Source organism: Bradyrhizobium sp. 155 (assembly GCF_023101105.1).
Classification (GTDB): domain Bacteria; phylum Pseudomonadota; class Alphaproteobacteria; order Rhizobiales; family Xanthobacteraceae; genus Bradyrhizobium; species Bradyrhizobium canariense_D.
This window is the reverse complement of record NZ_CP064704.1, coordinates 3,503,519-3,522,193: the sequence shown is the minus strand read 5'-3', so window position 1 is coordinate 3,522,193 and position 18,675 is coordinate 3,503,519. Positions and strand designations below refer to the sequence as shown.

The window sequence follows — 18,675 nt, the reverse complement described above, 5'->3', positions numbered from 1 at the left end:
CTTGGTGCGGGCGGAGGGACTCGAACCCCCACAACTTTCGTCACTGGAACCTAAATCCAGCGCGTCTACCAGTTCCGCCACGCCCGCGTAAATTTGCATCAAGACCGGCCGCGATGCCGCGGGCGGCGGGCTTATAGCATGTGCCCGCCTGTTCGCAGCAAAAAAATGGCCCGATAGAGGCAGGCTTCACCTAGGCACGACGGCTGGACTTATCCAGCACGGCGTGGTCCGGATCGGCCCATGAAAACGCGGATCTTCGACCTGACGAGGCGCGAGGTTTTGGCCGGATTTGGCGCCTCTGCGGCCGGGCTGACGGCGGGCGGCGCAGTCCCGGCCGTGACCGCCCAACTCGCGCTTCAGGCAAGGCCGGCAACGCTGGCTCTGAGGTCGGGGCAGCCGGCTATACCCATCTGGGAGCTGGCCGCCGTCAGCCATCTCGGGGATGTCCGCCTCAAACGTGGCGACCGCTGCGAGGTGGTCTTCCGCAACGACCTGCCTGTGCCGCTTGCACCAGTTTGGTACGGCCTCAATGGCCCGGCCGCGGCCGACCCGCTTCGGGGTCGCGCACCGACGGCCCCGGACGCGACGGAAACATCAATCATTTCAGTGCCAACCGCGGGAACCCTGTTGGCCGACTTCCGGCTGTTCGAGGACGGCCTGAAGCAGCCCGCGCGCCCGCTTCCGATCATCGCCACCGAGACCAACACGGTCGCCGCCGATCGCGACGTGGTCCTCTTGATCGAGGAGTGGCGGCTGCGGCCGGATGGGACCGCACTTGCCCCGGGCCGGGACCCGAAGGACACATCCCCGCTCTATACAATCAACGGAACGACTTCATTCGAACTCTCAGCTTCAGCAAATGAGCGGCTGCGGCTGCGCTTTATCAACGGCTCGCAACGTTCTGTTCTGGCGATCAAATTGGAAAGTCACGAGGTCCACGTGGTGGCCCTGGACGGACAGCCGGCTGAGCCGTTCCCGGCTCGCAACGGCGCGCTGGTGCTGGCTCCCGGCGCACGCGCCGACGCCTTCGTGGATGCGGCCACATCGGCCCCATTCCTGCTGCATGACGGCAAGGAGGCGCGCCAGGTCGGCCGCCTGACGGTCTCCGGCAAGCTTGACCGGCGCGCGCCGCCGTTGCCGCTCTTGCCACTCCCTCCGAATGACCTGCCCGACCGGCTCGATCTGAGGGGCGCCCTGCGATTCGATGTCGCTCTCGGGGCAGCCGACGCCGGGTGGGTACGGGCCGCAAATTTCTCGACGTCCTCCGCCCCCGCCTTTCGCACCAAGGCCGGCCGCACCGTCGTGTTGGCCCTCAAGAACCCCGCCTCCGTCGCAACCGTCTTCCATCTCCACGGCCACCATTTCCGCCTGCTCGACAAGCTCGACGACGGCTGGAAGCCCTATTGGCTCGACACGCTCGCGATGGAACCCGGCCAGACCCAGCGCATCGCATTCGCTGCGGCCTCTCCCGGGCGGTGGCTGATCGAATCCGTCGTCACCGACTGGGCCGCGCCGCGGCTGGTGCGCTGGTACGGGGTGGAGTGAGCTATCGGCCACGCGTCCAAAGATAGCGAGCGTCCGGTTCTTTCTCCTCGTTTCGGGTCCCGTTGGTCTGCTCGATCAGCGTGAACCCGCGCGCTTCATAGAAGCGGCCCGCCAACGCGTTGCGCTGGAAGGTCCAGAGCTCCAGCTGTTCGCTGGCCCGCTTGGCGATATCGAGGAGTTCGGTGCCGACGCCGCGCCCTTGAACAGCAGGAAGCACGTAAAGCTGCTCGACCCAGCCGTCACGGACAGCGATGATTCCGCTCAGTACATCGGCATCGAAGCGTCCCCACACGCGGCACGTCGCCAAGACATGCTCGCGGTAGAACCAGCGGTCCTCATCCGGCGTATGCAGCCCAGCAAAGCCAGGGCAGCGCATGGTCGAATGCAGCCCGGTGAACCTGCGCCGCCGCGCCCATATCGGTGAGCGCGAGCGGCCTGAGCATTAGTACTCGATCCCCAGCGCATGATAGATCCGTCGGTGCACGGCGGGCAGCGTCTCGGTGAGATCCTCCGCGATCAGGCCCGGCCCCGCCTCGCTCGCCGCTTCGCCATGCATCCACACCGCGATGCTGGCGGCTTCGAACGCCGGGACGCCCTGCGCAAGGAGGCCTGCGATGATGCCGGCGAGGACGTCGCCGGCACCCGCGGTGGCGAGCCAGGGCGGAGCGTTGGCGGCGATAGTGGCGCGGCCGTCGGGCGCGGCAATCGTGGTGTCGGCGCCCTTCAGCAGCACGACCGCGCCGGAGCGCTCGGCGGCGGCGCGCACGCGCTCGATCTTCGAGCGCCCCGGATGTTTATTGCTGAGGTCGGAGAACAGCCGCGGGAACTCGCCCTCGTGCGGCGTCAGCACCACCGCCTTGTCCTGCGACGTCTTGATCGATTCGAACAGGCGCTCGGGATTGGCGGCAAAGCTCGTCAGCGCATCCGCGTCGAGCACCAGGCGCCGCTGGGAGGTAAGCGCCGTGTGGACGAGATCGCAGGTGCGCTCGCCGACGCCCGCGCCAGGGCCGATGATGCAGGTGTTGTAGCGCTTGTCGCCGAGCAGCTCGCCGAACTCGATGGCGGTATCGACGGGGTGAACCATCACCGCGGTGAGCGCAGCCGCATTGATCGCCAGCGCATCACGCGGCGTGGCCAGAGTCACCAGGCCCGCGCCGGCGCGCAGCGCCCCGCGCGCGGCGAGCCGCGCCGCACCGGTCGCCGCCGCATCGCCCGAGACCGCCAGCACATGACCTCGCGCGTATTTATGGCCGTCGATGCGCGGCACCGGAAAGGCCGAGCCCCAGAAGTCCGGATCGTTCTCAAAAATCCGCGGCGCGATCTCGTCCAGCACCTGCGCCTCGATGCCGATGTCGGCGACGCGGACGTGACCGCAATGCATGCGCCCCGGCAGCAGCAGATGCGCCGGCTTCTTGCGGAAGAAGGTGACGGTCTCGGCGGCGTTCACGGCCACGCCCAGCACGGCCGCGCTGGTGCCGTTGATGCCGCTCGGCAGGTCGACCGCGAGCACCGGCGCACCATTGGCGTTGATCGCCTCGATCATCTCACGCGCCTCGCCCTCGACGGGACGGCTGAGGCCCGCGCCGAACAGCGCATCGATGATCAGCGCCGGTCGCCCGATCGCCTGCGGGTTGAACGGGAGCACCGGGTGTTTCCAACCCCGCGCCGCCGAGGCCGCGTCGCCCTGGAGCTGGTCCCGCTCGCACATCAGGATCACCGAGACCTCGCGGCCTTGCGCGGCGAGCTCGGCGGCTGCGACAAAACCGTCCCCGCCGTTGTTGCCCGGGCCGGCCACGATCAGGATCGGCCCCTGCTCCACCAGTGCGTTCGCGGCCTCGGCGACCGCCTGGCCGGCGCTGAGCATCAGCTTGAATCCGGGGGTGCCTGCTGCAATGCTGAGCTGGTCGGCGCGCTGCATTTCGGCGTTGGTCAGAACTTCCATGCCACTTCCCTGTCCAAAAGCCTTTTCAACAGGCACGTTCCGCACCGGGCTATCCGGCGGAACAACGATCTGCACAAGTATTGAACCGTTTGCCTATTTCGTAGTCTGCGGTATTTTGTGCGGGTCGGCGCCACCTATCAGAGCTGCACGTTAAAAGGCTGATAACGCTCCAATAATCAGGGCATTTGCAACTTGGCATAGACCCTGCTTTCGCGGAAGTCGCTTCGGTTCGTCGTGCTCACTGGCATTTATCAGGGTGTGGCCGGCCGTTGTTGCCGGACTGGTCAGGGATCCCGGCATAGCGAAGACAAGATCGTGCGTTAAGAAAGCGCATCCTGACGAAGACGTTGCTATTTGTTCGAAAGGCCGGGAGGCGCGCAGTGAAGAAAATCGAAGCCATCATCAAGCCATTCAAGCTCGACGAGGTGAAGGAAGCGCTTCAGGAAGTCGGCCTTCAGGGCATCACCGTCACCGAAGCCAAGGGCTTCGGCCGGCAGAAGGGTCACGCCGAGCTGTACCGCGGCGCAGAATACATCGTCGACTTCCTGCCCAAGGTGAAGATCGAGATCGTGATCGGCGACGATCTGGTCGAGCGCGCCATCGACGCAATCCGCCGCGCCGCGCAAACCGGGCGCATCGGCGACGGCAAGATTTTCGTCTCCAACATCGAAGAGGCGATCCGCATCCGAACCGGCGAATCCGGGCTGGACGCTATCTGAGCCGGGTGCTATCCCGCATTTTGCGACATTCTGACAAGAAATAGGCTGCTTCGGCGGCCTCGTTTTGTTTGTGCCTCACGCGCCTCAAGAAGCGTGAACACGGTCGCTCGAAGTTTGGAAACCGACCCGCAGAGCCAAAAGGGGTATGCATGAAGACCGCCAAAGACGTCCTGAAATCGATCAAGGACAACGACGTCAAATACGTCGACCTGCGCTTCACCGATCCGCGCGGCAAGTGGCAGCACGTCACCTTCGACATCAGCATGATCGATGAGGACATTTTCGCCGAAGGCACGATGTTCGACGGCTCATCGATCGCCGGCTGGAAGGCGATCAACGAGTCCGACATGTGCCTGATGCCCGATCCGGTGACCGCGACGATCGATCCGTTCTTCGCCGAGACCACCATGGTCATCACCTGCGACGTGCTCGAGCCGACCACCGGCGAGCCCTACAACCGCGATCCCCGCGGCATCGCCAAGAAGGCCGAGGCGATGGTGAAGTCGATGGGCGTTGGCGACACCGTCTTCGTCGGCCCCGAAGCCGAATTCTTCGTGTTCGACGACGTGCGCTTCTCCGCCAATCCCTACAGCACCGGCTTCCGCCTCGACTCCTCGGAGCTGCCGACCAACTCCGACACCGAATATGAAGGCGGCAATCTCGGCCATCGTGTCCGCACCAAGGGCGGCTACTTCCCGGTGCCGCCGCAGGATTCCGTGCAGGACATGCGCTCGGAGATGCTCGGCGCCATGGCCAAGATGGGTGTGAAGGTCGAGAAGCACCATCACGAAGTCGCCTCCGCCCAGCACGAGCTCGGCATGAAGTTCGACACGCTGACGCTGATGGCCGACCACATGCAGATCTACAAATACTGCATCCACCAGGTCGCGCACATCTACGGCAAGACCGCCACCTTCATGCCGAAGCCGGTCTTCGGCGACAACGGCTCGGGCATGCACGTGCACCAGTCGATCTGGAAGGACGGCAAGCCGGTGTTCGCCGGCAACAAATACGCCGACCTGTCGGAGACCTGCCTCCACTACATCGGCGGCATCATCAAGCACGCCAAGGCGATCAACGCCTTCACCAATCCGTCGACCAACTCCTACAAGCGTCTGGTCCCGGGCTATGAGGCTCCCGTGCTGCTCGCCTATTCCGCGCGCAACCGCTCGGCCTCCTGCCGGATCCCCTACACTGCTTCGCCGAAGGCCAAGCGTGTCGAGGTGCGCTTCCCCGATCCGCTCGCCAATCCCTATCTCGGTTTCGCCGCGATGCTGATGGCTGGCCTCGACGGCATCAAGAACAAGATCGATCCGGGTCCGGCGATGGACAAGGACCTCTACGATCTGCCGAAGGAAGAGCTGAAGCAGATCCCGACGGTGTGCGGCAGCTTGCGCGAGGCGCTCGAAAACCTCGACAAGGACCGCGGCTTCCTGAAGAACGGCGGCGTGTTCGACGACGATTTCATCGACGCCTATATCGAGCTGAAGATGACCGAAGTCGCCCGCTTCGAAATGACCCCGCACCCGGTCGAGTTCGAGATGTACTATTCGGGCTAGGTGGCCCGAACGACCACGACGCACGAAAGGCGCCCCTCGGGGCGCCTTTTTTGTGGTCATCGAGTTTCGTTCTGCGTCTGACTCCATTTCGTTCTCAAAGAACGAATCGGAATCGAGAAAACTGGCGCGCATCAATTCTTGATATCTGGTTTATTGCGCCCGAGAGATCGCGAGCGCTGTTGGTAATTCGCAGGATGCATTCAGCGCCGCGAAATCCATCCTGGAGACTAGTTCTCGTGCCTGTTTGCGAAAATCGCCAATCCTCCGCCGCCGGTCGCAACGATCGATAGCCTTATAGGCCTCGGCGCAGCCCCGCAGCTACGCCGCCGCGCGCTGCTTCGCCACCATGGCCTGACCGAACGCCTCGAACAGTTTTCGGTTGATCGGATTGTGCTGCGGGTCGTATTCGGCGTGCCATTGCACGCCGAGCGCAAAGGTCTTGGCTTCCGCGATGCGGATCGCCTCGATGGTGCCGTCCTCGGCAATGCCCTCGATCAGCACGCGCTTGCCGGGATCGAGGATGCCCTGGCCGTGCAGCGAATTGACCCTGATCTTGTCACAGCCGAGCAATTCCGCGAACGCGCCGCCCGGTGTCAGATCGACGTCGTGACGATCGGCGAACACCACTGTCGGGTCGGGATGGATCTCACCGTTCTCAAGCCTTGGCATGCGATGGTTCATGCGGCCCGGGATTTCGCGGATCTCGGGATGCAGCGAGCCGCCGAAGGCGACGTTCATCTCCTGGAGGCCCCTGCAGATGCCGAACAGCGGGATACCGCGGGCAACGCAGGCGACCGAGAGCGCCAGCGCCACCTCGTCGCGGTGGATGTCGTAGGGCTCGTGCGCCTCACACGGATCGACGTTGAAACGGGTCGGATGGACGTTGGCGCGGGCGCCGGTGAGCACGATTCCGTCGACGGTATCGAGCAGCGCGCCGATATCGGTGATGTCGGGCGAGCCCGCGAACATCACCGGCAGACCGCCGGAAACCTCGGCCACGGCGCGCAGATTACGCTCGCCGACCATCTGGACCTGAAATCGATTCTCAACGCGATGGGCGTTCCCGATCACGCCGACGACCGGCTTTCTCATCTCCCGTTCAGACCTCTCGCCGAAGACGATTCTCCAAACATGCCCCTGGGGTGGAACAAATTCAACAGAAGGGTACGCGGGACGGCAATGCTATTTTCGCGCAAATGCCTCCCGGGCCACGATCGCGCCGCCAAGGGGCAGGCCGGCGATCTTCAGCGCGGTCGCCGCCGGGTCGCCCGGCGCAGCCAACCAGGGCAGTTTCGTCTCGATTCCGCGCGTCACGGGCTCCCCGAGCGCGCCACCGAAATCGATCGGCCAAAGCCCGTTGGGCACTGTTTCGGCGGTAAGGCCACGGAGTGCGTAACCGTCGCCCAGCACCGCCTCCACATGGTCGCCGGCGACAAGGCGCGCGGTCGTAGGGTCCAGGGGATCGCCAAAGCTCACCAGCACGGGCATTAGGTCGCCCTGCACCGCGACGACGCCGGTCTGCCGGTTGAGCTCGTTGAACGAGACGCGGTTGCCTCGCGCAGCGCCATAAGCGCGGAGCGCGACATAGTTGATGTCGTCGAGATCGAGCTTCGCGCCCTGCTGATGCGCGAGCAATGCCACCACATTCTTTCCCCGGCCGAGGTCGACGAACACGGCCTCGCCGCGCATCGTGGTGCGGCCGCCCCGGCTATAGCCGCGATCGGGCACGACGGACAGAATGCCCGACCCGGTCTTGATCCCGTCAGGCGTCGTCACCTCGACCGCGAGGCGATATTTGTGACCGGGCCGATTGATCCGGATCTGGTCGCCAATCACGAGCACGGCCAGAAGCCCGAGCAGACCCACCCATTTGCTGATGAAACTCAAGCGCGCCCCACCTGTTCTCTCCTCGTCGGTCTGCACCGTTCATACGGCAGCGTCAAACCAGCGCGTTGACGCGGTCTTGATCAAAAGCGTGTTTGTCGAAAGAGTGCCCCCCGGTCCACCTAAAGGACATTGCGTGATCACATTCCCGAATGAACGACCCCCGACCCGTTTTGATCTGGCTTGGGGCATTTCGGTCGGCGGCATCGGTGTGGTGCTGTTCGCCGTGCTGCTCGCGTTCTCCTGGTACTTCGCCACCACCCTGCTCCTGATCTTCGCCGGGGTGCTGCTGGGCCTTGGGCTCAACGCGCTGACCAACGCGCTTGGCCGGCACGCGCGTCTTCCGCATACGCTGCGGCTCGCGATCGTCTGCTTGGCCCTCGCGCTGATGCTCGCGGGCATCGCATATCTCGGCGGCGCCACCATCGCCGATCAGGCGGCGGGACTCAGCAAAACCATCAAATCCCAGATCGGCAACGTCAAATCATTCCTGGACAATCACGGCATCGACACCAGCTTCTTCGATTTCGGGAGCTCCGGACCCGGTTCGTCTCCCGACGCGCAACCGGAGCCGACGCCGTCGGCCGGCACGGCGTCGCGCGGGGCAATACCCGGCGCAGGCGCCCTTGCCTCCAGCGGCGGGGCGATCGTGAGCCAGACGTTCAAGCTGCTGCTTGGCACCATCCACGGCGTGGGAAACATCTTCATCGTGCTGTTTCTGGGAGTCGCCTTCGCCGCCCAACCCAGCGTCTATCGCGAGGGATTGCTGTTCATCGCGCCTGCAAAACATCGCGCGCGCACGGCCGTCATCATCGACCGCGTCAGCGAGACACTTGAACGATGGCTGATCGCACAGATGATCGTCATGCTCGCGGTCGGCGCGGTAACCTGGATCGGGCTTCTCATCATCGGCATCCCGGGCTCCTTCATTCTCGGGATTCAGGCGGGACTGCTCGGCTTCATTCCGACCGTCGGCGCCATCATAGCCGGCGTCGTGGTCGTGCTGGCGAGCCTCGCCTCAGGATGGATTCCGGCGCTGTCGGCGTTTCTCCTCTTCATGGGCGTCCACGCCATGGAGAGCTACGTGCTGACGCCCCTGCTGCAGCGGCAGGCACTGGACATTCCGCCGGCCACGCTGTTCGCGTTCCAGATCCTGCTCGGCGTCGTGTTCGGGATCTGGGGCCTGGCGCTGGCGCTGCCACTGGTCGCCATCGCCAAAGTCGTGATCGACCATTTCAAGACGTATGAAGCGCCGCCTCTGGCGGAGGCGGCCTGAGCCGCCTCAGGTGATGAGCACGGTTTCGGTGTGCTCCACCTCAGGCGGTGCCGCAAAATACTGGCCGACGAGGCCGCGCCATTCGGTGAAATTCTCGGAGCCGCGAAAATCGACGGTGTGGTTCTCGAGCGTCTCCCACTTCACCATCAGACGATAGCGCTGCGGCTTCTCGATCGACTTGTGCAGCTCGAAACCGTGAAAACCCTTGGAGCGGCCGAAAGCGGCCTTCGCCTTGGCAACGGCGGCCTCAAAATCCTTCTCGCTGCCCGGCTTGACGTCGATTTGCGCGATCTCGGTGATCATCTGTTTCCACCCATTTTGTTCGATGGGCGTGTCTACCGCAGCCCGCGACAAAGAAAAAGGCGCCGAAACGGCGCCCTGCCCGGTCCAAGAATGCAGATCACTCAGGCGAGCAGCAGAACGGTGCCCACCACCATCAGCGCACAACCGGCGAACAGCGCGAGCGGCCAGTAATTGCGGCCTTGCGTGTAGCGCCCCTGGGCGCGGCGCTCGGTGATCAGCGCGCTCTCGTATTCGTCCGCGGTCGAGAACAGGCACGCGAAGCCGCCGCGTGCCGAAGTCGCCGCGGCTTCGAGCGACATCAAGGCGGTCTGCGGGTTCTGTCGACGGATCGATTCCATGACCGCAATGGTAGGGATCGAATGGTAAACAGGGGATTACCGCGAGGCCTCCTTTGCCTAGGCGGTCGCCGGCTGCGCTTTGGACTGCGTGTTGGGCACGCCGATCCGCGCGGCGCTCTGGCGGCGCCAGTTCTCCAGCGACAGTGGCAGCTCCTCCGCCGACTCGACGCGGTTTCGGCCGCCGCGCTTGGCCTGGTAGAGCGCGGTGTCGGCCGAGGCCAGCAGCACTTCGAGCTCGGTGCCGGCCGGACCGCCGGCGACGCCGATGCTGACGGTGGTGTCGACCGGGCCCTCGTCGACGACGACGCCGGAGGTCTCGAAGGCCTCGCGCACGCGCTCAGCGACCAGCACGCCCTCCTCGAGCGAACACGGCAGGAGGGCGGCGAACTCCTCGCCGCCGATGCGACCCGACATGTCGCTGATGCGCAGATTGCTGACGACGACGGTCGAGAACAGTTTCAGCATCTCGTCGCCGGCGGGATGGCCGAACCGGTCGTTGATCGACTTGAAATGATCGATATCGAAGATCATCACGGTCACGGGACGTCCGGCCTTTGCCTCGCGCTCGATCACGCGCCCGCAGGCTTCCGAGAAGCCGCGGCGGTTGAGCATGCCGGTCAGCGGATCGGTGGAGGCGGCGGTCCGGTGCGCGGTGACGGTGCGCTCGGACACCAGCATGAAGATCACGAACACGGTGCCGACGGCATAAAGCACGAGCTCGACCGCGAACACGGTGACCCAGATGCTGCTGGCGAAACCCGCATCGTGCGGACGCAGGAAGCTGCCGAGCACGATCGGCAGCATCAAGACGCAGCCGTGCATCACCGGCACCACGAAGGCCGGCCAGCGCCGTTGCAGGCTCTTGCGTCGCTCGACCCAGAGCTCGCTGGCGGTCAACGCCGCATAGACCGACACGATGCCGGCGCCGACGATCATGCGCAGCATGGACGCGGCGGGATCGAGCAACGTGGCGGCAGCGACCCAGGCGAGCGCGCCGACCAGGAGACCCGGCCAATTCGGCTTGCGGCCGTGGAAGACGCGCGCCGCATTCCACACCATGCCGCACGCGACGAAGCCGACCGCGTTCAGCGCAAGGTAAAGATGCGGCCCCAATCTGTCGCCCGCCGCCGTCCAGAGCGCGACCGATGCGGCGCCGAGGAGATAGGCGGTGCCCCACCATTTCAGCGCAGCGCTATTCTCCTGCCTTCCGAAAAACACCATCATGGCGCCGAGCAGTGCGGCGACCATGGTGGCGACCAAATAGAGCGTGATGCTATCGAGCGACATCATGTCGGCCCCCTTCTAGACATAGCAGTTACGCGATCGGATCAACCGATTTGCGCGCCCTTCCAAAAGCGACGCTATGTCCCGCGGGTTCCATTCAGGTTTTCATGCGAGCCCAAGTTTTCAGGAAACACGTCATCAATTTGCATACAAACGAACAGCAAAAAGGGCGCTGAAATCAGCGCCCTTTTGCATTTCATTGAAGCCGCTTTCGCGACGAATGCGACCGATGCGATTAACGCTTCGAGAACTGGAAGGACCGGCGGGCCTTGGCCTTGCCGTACTTCTTGCGCTCGACCACGCGGGAGTCGCGGGTGAGGAAGCCGCCCTTTTTGAGCACGGTGCGCAGCTCCGGCTCGAAATAGGTCAGTGCCTTGGAGATGCCGTGACGGACGGCACCGGCCTGGCCGGACAGACCACCGCCGGCGACGGTGCAGATCACGTCATACTGGCCGGACCGCGCGGCCACGGAGAACGGCTGCTCGATCATCATGCGCAGCACGGGACGGGCGAAATAGACCTCGACCTCGCGCGCGTTGACCGTGACCTTGCCGGCGCCTGGCTTAATCCAGACGCGGGCGACCGCGTCCTTGCGCTTGCCGGTTGCATAGGCGCGGTTGAACTTGTCGACTTTCTTCTCGTGCTTGGGCGCGTCGGGCGCGGCCGCCGTCTTGAGCTGCGAGAGCTGGTCGAGCGACTGGATGGATTCGGCCATGTTATGCGGCCCTCGTGTTCTTGCGGTTCAACTTGGCGATGTCGATCTTCTCGGGCGTCTGGGCCTCGTGCGGATGATCGGCGCCGCCATAGACGCGGAGGTTGCCCATCTGGACGCGACCGAGCGGGCCACGCGGGATCATGCGCTCGACGGCCTTCTCGAGCACGCGCTCGGGATGCTTGCCCTCCAGGATCTGGCGCGCGGTGCGCTCCTTGACGTGGCCGACATAGCCGGTGTGCTTGTAATAGGTCTTCTGCTCGCGCTTGCGGCCGGTGAGAACCGCATGCTGCGCGTTGATGATGATGATGTTGTCGCCGCAATCAACGTGCGGGGTGTAGGTCGGGAGGTGCTTGCCGCGCAGGCGCATGGCGACGATGGTGGCGAGACGGCCGACGACCAGACCCTTGGCGTCGATCAGTACCCACTTCTTCGTCACCTCAGCCGGCTTTGCCGAAAAGGTTTTCATGTCAGAGTTTCCGTGAACGGGGAGCATCGGCGCGAACACCGCACCGGACTGGCGGTTTTCTAGAGAACAGAGGCGCCGCGGTCAATGCCCAAAGGCGGAATTTACTTGTTCAATATCAACGACTTAGAAATATGGTATTAAGATACCCGTAAAAAGTTCAAACGTTTGGAATGGAATAGGTCGAGGTGACATGCGCAATCGGGTCGGGCGAGGTGCCGGACAATAGCTTCACCTCACCGACTGCGAGGCGCTTGCCGAGCTTGAGCAGCCGCGCCTCCGCCAGCACGTCCTGCCCGGGCTGGCCCTTGCGCAGGAAGTTAATGTTGAGATTGGTGGTCACCGCGAGCCCGATCGGCCCGATCGCGGACAACAGCACCACGTACATCGCGAAATCGGCGAGCGCCATCAGGGTCGGGCCGGACACGGTTCCACCCGGCCGCAGCATCTTTTCGCTATAGCGCTGACGCAAAAGGCAGGCCTGACCGTCCGCGCTCTCGATCGTGATGTCGTCGCCGCTGAAGGCCTGGGGAAACTCGTTGCGGAGGAACTGCTCGAGCTCCGCCACGCTCATTTTCGCTAACGCCATGCTGCCCCTCACCCTCGCTTCACGTCCCCTGTTACATTAAGTTATCTGCGTCATCCAATCGCAAAAATCCAACCGGAAACGCTTTGATGTCCGTCCAGGCCGCCCGCGCCCCCTCCCCGCAACTGCCGATCCTGCTGCGCGAGACCGTCGGCCCTATCGCGGTCCTGACCCTCAACCGCCCGACCGCCCGCAACAGCCTGTCGGCGGCGATGATCGCAAGCCTGCACGCCGAGCTCAACGAGATCCGCGACGACAAGACCGTCCGCGGCGTCGTGATCGCGGCCAACGGTCCCGCCTTCTCCGCCGGCCACGACATGAAGGAGCTGACCGCGCGTCGCGCCGATCCGGATCGGGGCCGTGCCTTCTTCGCCGAGATGATGACCGCCTGCAGCGCGATGATGCAGGCGATCGTGCACCTGCCCAAGCCCGTGGTCGCATCCGTCCAGGGCATCGCGACCGCGGCCGGCTGCCAACTCGTGGCAAGCTGCGATCTCGCGATCGCCTCGGAAGCAGCACACTTCGCCACTCCCGGCGTCGACATCGGCCTGTTCTGCTCGACGCCAATGGTGGCGCTGTCGCGCAATGTGCCGCGCAAGCAGGCGATGGAGATGTTGCTGACAGGCGAGCCGATCCCGGCCGCACGCGCCCGCGAGATCGGGCTCGTCAATCGTGTCGTCGCCGCCGGCAACGAGCGCCATGCCGCCATTGCGCTCGCCGAACAGGTCGCGCTGAAATCCGCCTATACCGTCAAGCTCGGCAAGGAGGCGTTCTACCGCCAGGCCGAGATGAACCTTGCAGATGCCTATCGCTATGCGGCAGAGGTGATGACCGAGAACATGATGGCGCGCGACGCCGAGGAAGGCATCGGCGCCTTCATCGAGAAGCGCACGCCGACATGGCGGGATGAGTAATTCGTCATTGCGAGCGAAGCGAAGCAATCCAGAATCCCTCCTCGGAGACAGACTGGATTGCTTCGTCGCTTCGCTCCTCGCAATGACGGCGTGAGCCCGAAAAGATGAGCCAATGAACCACGACGCCTATCCCGACAATTACATCCGGGGCATCCTCAACAACGTGAAATCGATCGCGATGGTCGGCGCCTCGCCGGCCAACGTGCGGCCGAGCTATTTCGCGTTCAAATATCTGGCCCAGCGTGGCTACGACATGATCCCAGTCAATCCCGGCCATGTCGGCAAGGAGCTGCTCGGAAAACCCTTCGTCGCCTCGCTGTCCGACATCGGCCGTCCCGTCGACATGATCGACATTTTCCGCAACTCCAGCCACATCATGCCCGTGGTCGAGGAAGCCCTCACGCTCGATCCGCTGCCGATGGTGATCTGGATGCAGTTGGGGGCGCGCGACGATGCGGCGGCGCTGAAGGCGGAATCGGTCGGTATCAAGGTGGTGATGAACCGCTGCCCCAAGATCGAATATGGCCGCCTGTCGTCGGAGATCTCGTGGATGGGCGTCAATTCACGCACGCTGAGCTCGAAACGCGCTCCGGTGCCGACGCAGGGCATGCGGCTATCCCTCAATCGGATGAGTGTCGGCGGCGGCGACACTGCGGCATCGGACCGCGCCGCCAAAAACAAGACCGAGCAAAGCTGACGCAATTGCGAAGGTTTCATTTCGCGAACGCGACAATGCGTAGCACGATCGTTTCGATGTGAAGCCGCGCCTTGACGGCAGCCGCGGCGCCAATCAGCATGCCGCGCGATTTCAGACCACGAGAACAGGACGCCCTCAATGAGCGATCGCCTTCCGGGATTTTCGACCCTCGCCGTGCATGCCGGTGCACAGCCCGATCCCACCACTGGTGCGCGCGCGACTCCGATCTATCAAACGACGTCGTTCGTCTTCAACGACGCCGACCACGCCGCCTCTCTGTTCGGCCTGCAGGCCTTCGGCAACATCTATACCCGCATCGGCAATCCCACCAACGCCGTGCTGGAAGAGCGCGTCGCGGCGCTCGAAGGCGGCACGGCCGCGCTGGCGGTGGCCTCGGGCCATGCCGCGCAGGTCGTGGTGTTGCAGCAATTGCTCCAGCCCGGCGACGAGTTCATCGCCGCGCGAAAGCTTTATGGCGGCTCGATCAACCAGTTCACCCACGCGTTCAAGAGCTTCGGCTGGAACGTGGTGTGGGCCGATCCCGACGACATCGCGAGCTTCGAACGCGCGGTCACGCCGCGCACGAAAGCGATCTTCATCGAGTCCATCGCCAATCCCGCCGGCAGCATCACCGACATCGAGGCGATCTCGACGGTGGGGCGCAAGGCGGGCGTACCGCTCATCGTCGACAATACGCTGGCCTCACCCTATCTGATCCGCCCGATCGACCACGGCGCCGACATCGTCGTGCACTCGCTGACGAAATTTCTCGGCGGCCACGGCAATTCGATCGGCGGCATCATCGTCGATGCCGGCACTTTCGACTGGTCGACCGGCGGCAAATATCCGATGTTATCGGAGCCGCGGCCCGAATATCACGGCATCCGGCTGCAGGAGACGTTTGGCAATTTCGCCTTCGCGATCGCCTGCCGCGTGCTCGGCCTGCGCGACCTCGGACCCGCGCTGTCGCCATTCAACGCCTTCATGATCCTCACCGGCATCGAGACATTGCCGCTGCGTATGCAGAAGCACTGCGACAACGCGAAAGCGGTCGCCGAATTCCTCGCCGGCCATCCGGCGGTGGCCGCGGTGAACTATGCGGGCCTTGCAAGCGACAAGTACAACCAGCTCGCGCGCAAATACGCGCCGAAGGGTGCCGGCGCCGTGTTCACCTTCAGCCTGAAGGGCGGCTACGATGCCGGCGTCAGCCTGGTGTCGAAGTTGCAGCTGTTCTCGCATCTGGCCAATGTCGGCGACACCCGCTCGCTGGTCATCCATCCGGCCTCGACCACGCACAGCCAGCTCGACGACGCCGCCAAGGTCAAGTCCGGCGCCGGCCCCGACGTGGTGCGGCTCTCGATCGGCATCGAGGACAAGGAAGATTTGATCGCCGATCTGGAACAGGCACTGGGCACGTAGCTGTCCTGGACATTCCGGGGCGCTTTGATGTGCCCCGGGAGTCCGGCTCCAGTTAACAGTCATTAACCATATCTGCCGCATACATCGTCACTGGATCGCCCCCTTTGATTCGGAGCCGACGATGCTGCGCTGGATGGTGCCTGCCCTTGCGGCGATGTTGACAGTCTCAGCTGCGTTCGCCGCCGATCTGCCGGCCACGCCGAGGCGGCGGGCCGCCGCTCCGCCGCAGGAACTGCCGCAGGTCTATGTCGAGACCGATCCGGATGCGCTGATCTCGCCGGCCTACGGCATCGGCAGCTACATCCGCAATTTACCGGGTACGCCACTGCTGCCGGGCTCGCACACGCTGCCGGGCTATTACGGCCGCCCCTGGGACTACGATTACCAGGGCGCGTATTACGGCGGGAAGCAGGTCGATTATTTCTGGCGCCTGCCCTACTCGTGCGGCATCTACGGCTATTGCTGAAGAGCAGATCCGATCAGCCGGCCTGACCGACGGGAACGGCGCGCGGCTGCGCTTCGGTTGCGCCACGCGTCGCGAGCCGCTCTGTCTGCATCACCGCAAGCGTCAGCACCACGATGGCGACTGCCTGATGCGCGAGCGCGAGATCGATCGGCACCTGGTTGAGCAGCGTGAGGATGCCGAGCAATGCTTGCAGGCTGACCGCGCCCAGCAGCAAAAGCGCGCCGCTTGCCGCCGAACCCGCGCGTGAACGCACGGCGTCGAACGCGTGCAACGCCGCCAGCGCGAACAGCGCATAGGCCGTCATCCGGTGCTCGAACTGCACCGTCAGCACATTGTCGAACATGTTGCGCCACCACGGCGTCTCGAACCACAGCCGCTCCCCTGAGGGAATGAACGCGCCGTCGATCTGCGGCCAGGTGTTGTAGGCGCGGCCGGCGCGCAGGCCCGCAACCAGAGCACCAAAATAGATCTGGATAAAGGTCACCGCGAGGAGCAAGGCGCTGGTAAAGCGCAGCCGCGACGATGCTGCGATCTGCGGACGCCCGGCGAGCCGCCGCACCGTCCAGACGATGCCGGCGAAGATCACGAGCGCGAGCATAAGATGTGTCGCCAGCCGATATTGCGACACCTCGACGCGTTCGGACAGCCCCGAGGCCACCATCCACCAGCCGACCGCGCCCTGGAGGCCGCCGAGCCCAAACAATAGCCACAGCCGCCGCTTCAACTCACCGGACAGGCCGCCGCGCCAGAGGAAGAACAGGAACGGCAACAGATAGGCGACGCCGATGAAACGGCCGAGCAGCCGATGGCTCCATTCCCACCAGAAGATCTCCTTGAACTCGGACAGGCTCATGCCGGCGTTGAGTTCGCGATATTGCGGGATCGTCTTGTAGGCCTCGAAGGCCGCCGTCCACTGCGCTTCCGAAAGTGGCGGCACGCTGCCCGTGACCGGCTTCCACTCGACGATCGAGAGCCCGGATTCCGTCAGCCGCGTTGCGCCTCCGACCAGCACCATCAGCGCGATCAGCGCAGCCACTGAGATCAGCCACCAGCGCACGGCGCGATACGGCTCGGACGGGGCGGAATTCGTCGTCATTCGAGGCAAAACCAGAGCTTGAACCGGACTGCGTGCCCCTTATAGTCCCCCGCTCCCGCAGCGCAAGTTACGCGAAAGCCGCGATATTCCGTCATGACGATCCGCACTCGCAAGTTCCTCGGCACCATCCTGCTCCTGGTGCTCGCCACCGTCTGGGCACTGCTCGGCATGGCGCTGGCGCAGATGCCGTGGATCGCCGAATCCGGCTGGCGGCAGGCGATCTACTACGTGGTGGTCGGCATGGGCTGGGTGCTGCCGGCGATGCCGATCGTGAGCTGGATGCAGCGGCCGGACCGGGCCAAGTCGAGTTCGTAGCGCTTCCAGTTCGTAGCGCTTCTAGGTCCCAGCAGTGCCAGTCGGCTTCACCGGCGCAAAAGCGACCCCCGACACCAGCACCCGCATCATGCGCAGCGAGCGCACCCGGCCGTCCCAGGAAATGCGCGGCAGCGCGCGCAGATTGGTGCGTCCCTCCGCGTCCACCACGCCCGGGATCGTCGTCACCGCGCTGGCAAAGCCCGCCTCCTCCGCCATGATGACATGGCTGCGCCGGAACGAGGCGCGATCACCGAACGGAAAGGCGAGATGCCGGATGTCGCGATCGAAGGCCGCCTCCGCCACCGCCTTGCCCATCGTCATCTCGCGCAGTGCGGCCGCATCCTTCATGTTGGCGAGAACGGGATAGTTCACGGTCGCACTGCCGATTGTCACCAGCGGATCGGCCGAAAGCCTTGCCAGATCCTCCCAATTCATCGATGCCTGGCGTGAGAGCGCGGCAAGGTCGACCCGGTAGCGCGTGCAGAGGTCTGCGATCGCAGCCGACACATCCGCCGGCGGCAGCGAGCGCAGCCAGGCCTCGAGGAACGAAAACAGCGCCTGCTTCTCCGCGTTGCCAGTCACAGTGAAGCGCTGCTCCTTCTCGCCCATCAAGAGACTGACACGGCTCTCGCGCGCGATCACCTGTTCGAGTCCGAGCCACCAGGCCTCACCGACGCCGTCGGGAAACGCCGTGGGCACATAGATCGTGAAGGGCACGGCGTGGCGCGCCAGCACCGGATAGGCAAAGTCGATCAGATCCTTGCCGGCGCCGTCGAAGGTGAGTGCCACGAAGCGCCGCTGTTCCGACAGCGTCACCGCGCGCCGGCAGACCTCGTCCATGCCGACGAAATCATAGTTCCACCGCTTCAGCGCGCGAATGGCGCGATCGAGGAAATGCGGCGTGATCTCGTTCTCGCGCAGCGGCTGAAACCCGCCGCGCCGGCGCGACAGCACATGCGCAAAGCGCAGGATGGCGCCGGCTCCACGACTGCGCAGCGCAGCCTGGCCCGTGAACCAGGTCAGCTCAAGTCGCAGCCGTTCCAGCCATCTGTCGTCGGATGCCAATGTCCCACCTCGCGCCCGTCGGCGGCCGGTCCCCTCTTGTAGTCATTACCCTTTGTTGACATTTCTTTGCAAAGGTCGGCCACAGGCCG

General features: G+C 64.4%; 21 protein-coding genes and 1 tRNA gene. 9 read left to right on the top strand and 13 right to left on the bottom strand.

Annotation, left to right across the window (positions count from 1 at the left end; all coding sequences use genetic code 11):
* Positions 1-2 precede the first annotated feature (2 nt).
* Positions 3-87, bottom strand: a tRNA-Leu gene (locus tag IVA93_RS17200).
* Between the two features lie 153 nt (positions 88-240).
* Here IVA93_RS17200 and IVA93_RS17195 point away from each other — a divergent pair.
* Positions 241-1,545 carry a multicopper oxidase family protein gene (locus IVA93_RS17195; protein ID WP_247539360.1) on the top strand — a complete coding sequence of 435 codons (1,305 nt, stop codon included), beginning with the start codon at positions 241-243 and terminating at the stop codon, positions 1,543-1,545.
* A gap of 1 nt (position 1,546) precedes the next feature.
* Here IVA93_RS17195 and IVA93_RS17190 read toward each other — a convergent pair whose 3' ends face one another.
* Both IVA93_RS17190 and IVA93_RS17185 read right to left on the bottom strand, forming a co-directional pair.
* Positions 1,547-1,921, bottom strand: coding sequence for a GNAT family N-acetyltransferase (locus IVA93_RS17190; protein ID WP_018455112.1), 375 nt, complete (start codon positions 1,919-1,921; stop codon positions 1,547-1,549).
* Between the two features lie 66 nt (positions 1,922-1,987).
* Positions 1,988-3,487, bottom strand: coding sequence for a bifunctional ADP-dependent NAD(P)H-hydrate dehydratase/NAD(P)H-hydrate epimerase (locus tag IVA93_RS17185; protein WP_018455113.1), 1,500 nt, complete (start codon positions 3,485-3,487; stop codon positions 1,988-1,990).
* Positions 3,488-3,867: 380 nt separating this feature from the next.
* On the opposite strand from IVA93_RS17185, the gene IVA93_RS17180 reads away from it, so the two are divergent.
* The gene (locus tag IVA93_RS17180) at positions 3,868-4,206 is read left to right on the top strand and encodes a P-II family nitrogen regulator (protein ID WP_007603495.1); all 339 of its coding nucleotides are present in this window, start codon (positions 3,868-3,870) and stop codon (positions 4,204-4,206) included.
* 149 nt (positions 4,207-4,355) lie between these two features.
* Positions 4,356-5,765, top strand: a complete 1,410-nt coding sequence (gene glnA, locus IVA93_RS17175) for a type I glutamate--ammonia ligase (protein WP_007603494.1) — start codon at positions 4,356-4,358, stop codon at positions 5,763-5,765.
* A gap of 318 nt (positions 5,766-6,083) precedes the next feature.
* Here the strand turns inward: glnA and IVA93_RS17170 are convergent, their stop codons facing one another.
* The gene (locus IVA93_RS17170) at positions 6,084-6,857 is read right to left on the bottom strand and encodes a gamma-glutamyl-gamma-aminobutyrate hydrolase family protein (RefSeq protein ID WP_018455114.1); all 774 of its coding nucleotides are present in this window, start codon (positions 6,855-6,857) and stop codon (positions 6,084-6,086) included.
* A 90-nt stretch (positions 6,858-6,947) separates the two neighbouring features.
* The gene (locus IVA93_RS17165) at positions 6,948-7,652 is read right to left on the bottom strand and encodes a hypothetical protein (RefSeq protein ID WP_026232881.1); all 705 of its coding nucleotides are present in this window, start codon (positions 7,650-7,652) and stop codon (positions 6,948-6,950) included.
* 136 nt (positions 7,653-7,788) lie between these two features.
* On the opposite strand from IVA93_RS17165, the gene IVA93_RS17160 reads away from it, so the two are divergent.
* Entirely contained in the window at positions 7,789-8,925 is a 1,137-nt protein-coding gene (locus IVA93_RS17160) for an AI-2E family transporter (RefSeq protein ID WP_039799329.1), read from the top strand.
* 6 nt (positions 8,926-8,931) lie between these two features.
* Here the strand turns inward: IVA93_RS17160 and IVA93_RS17155 are convergent, their stop codons facing one another.
* The 6 genes from IVA93_RS17155 to IVA93_RS17130 form a co-directional block, all read right to left on the bottom strand.
* Positions 8,932-9,228: an antibiotic biosynthesis monooxygenase family protein gene (locus IVA93_RS17155; protein WP_018455117.1), complete on the bottom strand. Its 297-nt coding sequence runs from the start codon at positions 9,226-9,228 to the stop codon at positions 8,932-8,934.
* Between the two features lie 101 nt (positions 9,229-9,329).
* Positions 9,330-9,566 carry a hypothetical protein gene (locus tag IVA93_RS17150; RefSeq protein WP_018455118.1) on the bottom strand — a complete coding sequence of 79 codons (237 nt, stop codon included), beginning with the start codon at positions 9,564-9,566 and terminating at the stop codon, positions 9,330-9,332.
* Between the two features lie 57 nt (positions 9,567-9,623).
* Positions 9,624-10,856, bottom strand: a complete 1,233-nt coding sequence (locus tag IVA93_RS17145) for a GGDEF domain-containing protein (protein WP_018455119.1) — start codon at positions 10,854-10,856, stop codon at positions 9,624-9,626.
* A 229-nt stretch (positions 10,857-11,085) separates the two neighbouring features.
* Positions 11,086-11,565, bottom strand: a complete 480-nt coding sequence (gene rpsI, locus IVA93_RS17140) for a 30S ribosomal protein S9 (protein ID WP_007603485.1) — start codon at positions 11,563-11,565, stop codon at positions 11,086-11,088.
* A 1-nt stretch (position 11,566) separates the two neighbouring features.
* Positions 11,567-12,031 (bottom strand): 50S ribosomal protein L13, encoded by a 465-nt coding sequence (gene rplM, locus IVA93_RS17135; protein ID WP_018455120.1) that lies wholly within the window; start codon positions 12,029-12,031, stop codon positions 11,567-11,569.
* Positions 12,032-12,188: 157 nt separating this feature from the next.
* A complete protein-coding gene (locus IVA93_RS17130) occupies positions 12,189-12,617 on the bottom strand; it encodes a PaaI family thioesterase (RefSeq protein ID WP_007603483.1) in 429 nt (142 codons plus the stop codon).
* Between the two features lie 86 nt (positions 12,618-12,703).
* Here IVA93_RS17130 and IVA93_RS17125 point away from each other — a divergent pair, with 86 nt between their 5' ends.
* From IVA93_RS17125 to IVA93_RS17110, 4 genes are all read left to right on the top strand, one after another.
* On the top strand, positions 12,704-13,528 hold the full coding sequence (locus IVA93_RS17125) for an enoyl-CoA hydratase (protein WP_018455122.1): 825 nt from the start codon (positions 12,704-12,706) through the stop codon (positions 13,526-13,528).
* Positions 13,529-13,640: 112 nt separating this feature from the next.
* Positions 13,641-14,225, top strand: a complete 585-nt coding sequence (locus IVA93_RS17120; protein ID WP_018455123.1) for a CoA-binding protein — start codon at positions 13,641-13,643, stop codon at positions 14,223-14,225.
* Between the two features lie 138 nt (positions 14,226-14,363).
* Positions 14,364-15,644, top strand: a complete 1,281-nt coding sequence (locus IVA93_RS17115; protein ID WP_018455124.1) for an O-acetylhomoserine aminocarboxypropyltransferase — start codon at positions 14,364-14,366, stop codon at positions 15,642-15,644.
* Between the two features lie 121 nt (positions 15,645-15,765).
* A complete protein-coding gene (locus tag IVA93_RS17110) occupies positions 15,766-16,110 on the top strand; it encodes a hypothetical protein (protein ID WP_018455125.1) in 345 nt (114 codons plus the stop codon).
* A 13-nt stretch (positions 16,111-16,123) separates the two neighbouring features.
* On the opposite strand, the gene IVA93_RS17105 is transcribed toward IVA93_RS17110, so the two are convergent.
* Positions 16,124-17,206, bottom strand: coding sequence for a COX15/CtaA family protein (locus tag IVA93_RS17105; RefSeq protein WP_018455126.1), 1,083 nt, complete (start codon positions 17,204-17,206; stop codon positions 16,124-16,126).
* 93 nt (positions 17,207-17,299) lie between these two features.
* Here IVA93_RS17105 and IVA93_RS17100 point away from each other — a divergent pair, with 93 nt between their 5' ends.
* Positions 17,300-17,521: a DUF2842 domain-containing protein gene (locus tag IVA93_RS17100; RefSeq protein WP_007603477.1), complete on the top strand. Its 222-nt coding sequence runs from the start codon at positions 17,300-17,302 to the stop codon at positions 17,519-17,521.
* Positions 17,522-17,542: 21 nt separating this feature from the next.
* Here IVA93_RS17100 and IVA93_RS17095 read toward each other — a convergent pair whose 3' ends face one another.
* Complete coding sequence (locus IVA93_RS17095; RefSeq protein WP_247789888.1) at positions 17,543-18,586, bottom strand: polysaccharide deacetylase family protein; 1,044 nt, start codon at positions 18,584-18,586, stop codon at positions 17,543-17,545.
* Positions 18,587-18,675 lie beyond the last annotated feature (89 nt).

Coding starts and splice junctions, on each gene's coding strand:
- IVA93_RS17105 (WP_018455126.1), bottom strand. CDS start 17,206: ATGACGACGAATTCCGCCCCGTCCGAGCCGTATCGCGCCGTGCGCTGG.
- glnA (WP_007603494.1), top strand. CDS start 4,356: ATGAAGACCGCCAAAGACGTCCTGAAATCGATCAAGGACAACGACGTC.
- IVA93_RS17155 (WP_018455117.1), bottom strand. CDS start 9,228: ATGATCACCGAGATCGCGCAAATCGACGTCAAGCCGGGCAGCGAGAAG.
- IVA93_RS17150 (WP_018455118.1), bottom strand. CDS start 9,566: ATGGAATCGATCCGTCGACAGAACCCGCAGACCGCCTTGATGTCGCTC.
- IVA93_RS17190 (WP_018455112.1), bottom strand. CDS start 1,921: ATGCGCTGCCCTGGCTTTGCTGGGCTGCATACGCCGGATGAGGACCGC.
- IVA93_RS17170 (WP_018455114.1), bottom strand. CDS start 6,857: ATGAGAAAGCCGGTCGTCGGCGTGATCGGGAACGCCCATCGCGTTGAG.
- rpsI (WP_007603485.1), bottom strand. CDS start 11,565: ATGGCCGAATCCATCCAGTCGCTCGACCAGCTCTCGCAGCTCAAGACG.
- IVA93_RS17100 (WP_007603477.1), top strand. CDS start 17,300: ATGACGATCCGCACTCGCAAGTTCCTCGGCACCATCCTGCTCCTGGTG.
- IVA93_RS17120 (WP_018455123.1), top strand. CDS start 13,641: ATGAACCACGACGCCTATCCCGACAATTACATCCGGGGCATCCTCAAC.
- IVA93_RS17130 (WP_007603483.1), bottom strand. CDS start 12,617: ATGGCGTTAGCGAAAATGAGCGTGGCGGAGCTCGAGCAGTTCCTCCGC.
- rplM (WP_018455120.1), bottom strand. CDS start 12,031: ATGAAAACCTTTTCGGCAAAGCCGGCTGAGGTGACGAAGAAGTGGGTA.
- IVA93_RS17195 (WP_247539360.1), top strand. CDS start 241: ATGAAAACGCGGATCTTCGACCTGACGAGGCGCGAGGTTTTGGCCGGA.
- IVA93_RS17125 (WP_018455122.1), top strand. CDS start 12,704: ATGTCCGTCCAGGCCGCCCGCGCCCCCTCCCCGCAACTGCCGATCCTG.
- IVA93_RS17185 (WP_018455113.1), bottom strand. CDS start 3,487: ATGGAAGTTCTGACCAACGCCGAAATGCAGCGCGCCGACCAGCTCAGC.
- IVA93_RS17115 (WP_018455124.1), top strand. CDS start 14,364: ATGAGCGATCGCCTTCCGGGATTTTCGACCCTCGCCGTGCATGCCGGT.
- IVA93_RS17110 (WP_018455125.1), top strand. CDS start 15,766: ATGCTGCGCTGGATGGTGCCTGCCCTTGCGGCGATGTTGACAGTCTCA.
- IVA93_RS17145 (WP_018455119.1), bottom strand. CDS start 10,856: ATGATGTCGCTCGATAGCATCACGCTCTATTTGGTCGCCACCATGGTC.